Origin of the sequence: Devosia sp. (assembly GCF_030689745.1) — a bacterium.
Taxonomy (GTDB): domain Bacteria; phylum Pseudomonadota; class Alphaproteobacteria; order Rhizobiales; family Devosiaceae; genus Devosia; species Devosia alba.
In genome coordinates this window covers 1-5,249 of the sequence record NZ_JAUYGL010000009.1, presented here as the reverse complement: position 1 = coordinate 5,249, position 5,249 = coordinate 1, and the positions used below count along the sequence as shown (strand labels likewise).

The 5,249-nt window shown below is 62.3% G+C and carries 4 protein-coding genes and 1 pseudogene; 4 read left to right on the top strand and 1 reads right to left on the bottom strand.

Translation table 11 applies throughout. The annotated features are described in order from the left end of the window. The 3 genes from gap to pgk form a co-directional block, all read left to right on the top strand. Positions 1 to 976: type I glyceraldehyde-3-phosphate dehydrogenase (gene gap, locus Q8O80_RS00965; protein ID WP_305575976.1), on the top strand; the 976-nt coding region annotated here is incomplete at its 5' end. Between the two features lie 124 nt (positions 977 to 1,100). Then, positions 1,101 to 1,640 carry a putative glycolipid-binding domain-containing protein gene (locus tag Q8O80_RS00960; RefSeq protein ID WP_305575974.1) on the top strand — a complete coding sequence of 180 codons (540 nt, stop codon included), beginning with the start codon at positions 1,101 to 1,103 and terminating at the stop codon, positions 1,638 to 1,640. Between the two features lie 99 nt (positions 1,641 to 1,739). Next, the gene (gene pgk / locus Q8O80_RS00955; protein ID WP_305575972.1) at positions 1,740 to 2,942 is read left to right on the top strand and encodes a phosphoglycerate kinase; all 1,203 of its coding nucleotides are present in this window, start codon (positions 1,740 to 1,742) and stop codon (positions 2,940 to 2,942) included. A gap of 67 nt (positions 2,943 to 3,009) precedes the next feature. Here pgk and Q8O80_RS00950 read toward each other — a convergent pair whose 3' ends face one another. Next, on the bottom strand, positions 3,010 to 3,840 hold the full coding sequence (locus Q8O80_RS00950; protein ID WP_305575970.1) for an aldo/keto reductase: 831 nt from the start codon (positions 3,838 to 3,840) through the stop codon (positions 3,010 to 3,012). 225 nt (positions 3,841 to 4,065) lie between these two features. Between Q8O80_RS00950 and Q8O80_RS00945 the strand changes: the two are divergent. Next, positions 4,066 to 5,094, top strand: a pseudogene (locus Q8O80_RS00945) (class I fructose-bisphosphate aldolase). The last annotated feature ends 155 nt before the right edge of the window (positions 5,095 to 5,249 follow it).

Below are 5,249 nucleotides of genomic sequence, written 5' to 3'. Positions count from 1 at the left end.
TCGTATTGGCCGCAACATCCTGCGTGCCATCATCGAATCGGGTCGCACCGATATCGAAGTGGTCGCCATCAACGACCTCGGCCCGGTCGAAACCAATGCCCATCTGTTCCGCTTCGACAGCGTGCACGGCCGCTTCAACGGCACCGTCACCGTCGATGGCGATACCATTGATGTGGGCCGCGGGCCGATCAAGGTAACCGCTGTGCGCGATCCGGCCGAGCTGCCGCATGCCGCCATGAAGGTGGACATCGCACTCGAATGCACCGGCATCTTTGCCTCCAAGGAAAAAGCCAGCGCCCACCTCAAGGCCGGCGCCAAGAAGGTACTGATTTCGGCTCCTGGCGAGGGCGCCGACCTTACCGTCGTCTACGGCATCAATCATGAGCAGCTGAGCAAGGACCACGTAGTGGTCTCGAACGCCTCTTGCACCACCAACTGCCTGGCGCCGGTCGCCTATGTGCTGCACAAGGAATTCGGCATCGAACGCGGCATGATGACCACCATTCATTCCTATACCGGTGATCAGCCCACGCTCGACACCATGCACAAGGATCTCTATCGCGGCCGCGCTGCGGCCTTGAGCCAGATCCCGACCTCGACCGGTGCCGCCAAGGCCATTGGCCTCGTTTTGCCCGACCTCAAGGGCAAGCTGGACGGCGTCTCGATCCGCGTGCCGACGCCAAACGTCTCCTGCGTCGACTTCAAGTTCATCACCACGCGCGACATGACTGCCGATGCGATCAATGCCGCCATCAAGCAATATGCCGAAGGCGCGCTCAAGGGCATTCTGGGCTACACCATCCAGCCCAACGTCTCGATCGACTTCAACCACGACAGCCATTCGGCGACCCTGGCCTTTGATCAGACCAAGGTCATGGGCGGCAATTTTGCCTCCATCCTGGCCTGGTACGACAATGAATGGGGCTTCTCCAACCGCATGGCCGACACTGCCGTGGCGATGGGCAAGTTGCTCTAGGCTCTTGCCGGACTGCACGATAAAAAGGGCGTCCCAGTGGGGCGCCCATTTTATTGCTGTAACCGATTGCCACTCGACCCAAGCTTGGCAATGATGACCACGATTTCACCGCACCGGGTCACCCATGAGCCTTGACCGCTCTTTCCGCTGGCGCGCCCTCGACCCCGAGGGGCTTGAGCACTGCCATGTCACCACCACCAGCAAAGACACCCGGGCGCGCGGCGCCATCATCACGCCCCAGCACGGCCTGTTCTACCGCCTCAAGCTGGACGGGATGGGGCATGTCCGCACCGTTCGGCTGGAGCGCGCTGACGGCAAGGTGCTTGAACTGTTCAGCGACGGCGCTGGCAATTGGAGCGATGATCGCGCCGAACCCTTGCCCGAATTGCGTGGCTGCATCGATGTGGATATCTCGGCGACGCCGCTGACCAACTCGCTGCCCCTGTGGCGCTGCGACTGGATCATCGATCAGCCGCAGCGCTTTACCATGGCCTGGATCGACGCCGACGCCATGAGCGTACAGCGCCACGAGCAGATCTATACCAGGCTCGACGAGGCCCGCTTTCGCTTCCAGTCGGTTGGTGACGGCTTCGAGCGGATCATCACGGTCGATGCCGACGGCCTGGTGTTCGACTATCCCGGCCTGTTCGTCCGCACCGACTGATCGGCAAGGGCGGGCGCCATCTTTTTTACACGGCTTGCCTTCCCCCTCTCGCAGCGCTCTGCTACGCCACGGCGGATAGATATTCCGGAGGCCTGAGCCATGAGCGCGACGTTCAAAACCCTTGATGAGCTTGATCTCACCAACAAGCGCGTGCTGCTGCGGGCCGACCTCAACGTCCCCATGGCGGATGGCGCGGTGAGCGACGCCACCCGCATTGAACGGCTGGTGCCCACCATCCGCGAGATCGTCAAGCATGACGGCAAGGCCATCCTGCTCAGCCATTTCGGCCGCCCCAAGGGCAAGGTCGATCCCGAATTCTCGCTCGAACAGATCTGCGGCGCGGTTGCCGACGCCACCGGTCACCCCGTGGGCTTTGTCGCCACCGACTGGACCGATGTCAGCGCCGCGCAAAAGGCCATCGACGAGGCGCCGGCCGGCTCCGTGCTGATCATGGAAAATACCCGTTTCCATCCCGGCGAAGAGGCCAATGACCCCGAACTGGCCCAGCGCATGGCCAGTCTGGGCGACGTCTATGTCAACGACGCCTTCTCGGCGGCCCACCGGGCCCATGCCTCGACCTCGGCGCTCGCTCATCTGCTGCCTGCTGCCGCGGGACTGGCCATGCAGGCCGAGCTCGAGGCGCTGGAAGCCGGTTTGGGCAAGCCGAAAAAGCCGGTGGTCGCCATTGTCGGTGGCGCCAAGGTCTCCTCCAAGATCGATCTGCTGGAAAACCTCGTCACCAAGGTCGATGGCCTGGTCATCGGCGGGGGCATGGCCAACACCTTCCTGCATGCCCAGGGCTATGGCGTGGGCAAGTCTCTGTGCGAAAAGGATCTGGCCGAAACGGCCCTGCGCATCATGGACAAGGCCATCGACAGTGGTTGTGCTATCATCCTGCCCATCGATGCGGTCATGGCCTGGCACTTCAAGGCCGATACGCCAACCCGCCTCTATGGCGTCGATGCCATGGACAATGACGCCATGATGCTCGACATCGGGCCCTCTTCGATCGAGCGTATTCTCGGCGCCATCGACGACGCCAATACCGTGGTGTGGAACGGCCCTATGGGCGCCTTTGAAATGAACCCCTTCGATGCGGGCACGGTGGCCATTGCCAAACATGTCGCCAAACGCACCCATGAGGGCAAGCTGGTCTCGGTGGCTGGTGGCGGCGATACCGTTGCCGCCCTCGCCCATGCCGGCGTCAAGGACGACTTCACCTATGTCTCAACCGCCGGCGGCGCTTTCCTCGAGTGGATGGAAGGCAAGCCTTTGCCGGGAGTGGATGTGCTCAAGAAGTAAGTCGATATTCAGATCGAACGCAAAGGCCGCCACCCCCGGGTGACGGCCTTTTGTTTCGTTTGCTGACCTAGAATGTCGCCGTCAGCGGATCCGAGCCGATGCGGCCATCGGCGCTGTCGAGCGCCGCGATCTGCGCCTTGTCTTGGTCGCTGAGGGCGAAATCAAACACCGCAAAATTCTCGACGATGCGGCTCGGCGTCACCGATTTGGGAATGACCACCAGGCCCAGTTCGATATGCCAGCGGATGATGATCTGGGCCACGCTCTTGCCGTGACGGGCGGCTATGGCCGCCAGCCCGGGATGATCGAGCAGCTTGCCTTGGCCCAGCGGGCTCCAACTCTCGGTGATCACGCCCAGCTTGGCGTTCTTTTCCCGCATCGCGGCCTGCTGGAACAGCGGATGCAGCTGGATCTGGTTGATCGCCGGCGTCACGCCGGTCTCGGCGATCAACTGGTCGATATAATCGCCCTCGAAATTGGACACGCCGATGGAGCGCGCCTTGCCCTCCTCGCGCAGCCGGATCATCGCCTTCCAGGTATCGACGAACTTGCCGCGAAACGCCGATGGCCAGTGGATCAGGTAGAGATCGACATAGTCGGTGCCCAGGCGCTTGAGGCTTTCGTCCATTGCCCGCAGCGTGGAATCAAAGCCCTGCGCCTCGTTCCACAATTTGGTGGTGAGAAAGATGTCGGCGCGCGCCACATCGGCCTGCACCATGCCGGTGCCGACGCCGCTTTCATTCTCGTAGATCGCTGCCGTATCGATGTGGCGGTAACCTGCCCCCAGCGCCGCGGCGACAGCGGTGGCCGCGGTTTCGTCGGTGGCTTTCCACACGCCCAGGCCGATCTGGGGAATGGCATGGCCGTCGTTAAAGGTCACGTGTGGTTGCGTGCTCATCATTGTCATCCATTGATTGGGAGGCGCCAGCGCGCCAAGAGATTCGAAAGAGGCGCCGGGGAAGCGCCTGACTGAGTAGGATTGTAAAGCACAACGGAGCCAAGCTCAAACCGTTCCGGCATCTTCCATACAAGATGCGCCTTTGGTCTAATAACCCTAGGTCTAATCGCCGTGACGGTAACCAAAGTCTAATCTCTCGGCCAATCCCATTGCCGAGGTCTGATCATGACGAAGTCGCTCAATGCCATTGCCCAGAAACTGATGGAGCCCGGCAAGGGCATCCTGGCCGCCGACGAATCCGAAGGCACGATCGGCAAGCGGTTTGACAAGATCAATCTGCCCAATACGCTCGACCTGCGCCGCGATTATCGCGAAATGCTATTCCGCTCCACCAAGGCCATGACCAATTATATCTCCGGCGTCATTCTCACCGAAGAAACGCTGGGCCAATCTGCGGCAGACGGCACCGCGTTCCGCGCCATTCTCGCCGATGCCGATGTGATTCCGGGTATCAAGGTCGACCGGGGCACCTTCCCCATGCCGGGCGACCACAACGAAAAGATCACCGAGGGTCTCGATGGCCTGCGCCAGCGCCTGGTGCGCTACGCCGACCACGGCGCCGGCTTTGCCAAATGGCGCGCGGTCATCACCATCAATGACGTGGCCCCCACCCGCAACAATATCCGTGCCAATGCCCACGCCCTGGCCCGCTACGCCATCCTCTGCCAGGAAGCCGGCATCGTCCCCGTGGTCGAGCCCGAAGTGGTCGGCGACGGCGACCCGGGCAACCACTCGCTGGAGCGTTGCGCCGCAGTGACCGGCGAAGTGCTTGAAGCCACCTTCAAGGAACTGCGCCTGGCCGGCGTCGATCTCAGCGGCATGCTGCTCAAGCCCAATATGGTGCTGCCCGGCATCAATTCACGCGACCGTCCCAGCGTTGAGGAGGTCGCCCACCGCACCGTCCAGGTGCTGCGCGAGCATGTGCCGGCTGCCGTGCCCGGCATAGCCTTCCTGTCCGGCGGCCAGACCGACGAAGAAGCCACCGCGCACCTCAATGCCATGAGCCAGATAGCCGGAAAGCCCTGGCCGCTGACCTTCTCCTAGGGCCGCGCGCTGCAGAATGTCGCGCTGCGCACCTGGGCCGGTCGCCGGGAAAATTTCCCCGCCGCCCAGGCCGCCTTCACCCACCGCGCCCATATGAATTCGCTGGCCGCGCTGGGCAAATGGACCGGCGAACTCGACAAAGCCGCCTAAAGCTCTACCTGACGTCCCAACGTCACACTGCTGCGCGCCCCTCCAACCGGGGGCGCGCATTTTCTTTTGCGCCGCGTTTGCCCATCCCCTATGGAGGGGCCTCCTCTTTGTTGCCAAAATGGCCGATCATGAAGAGGTCGATAGCGTCGAGTATT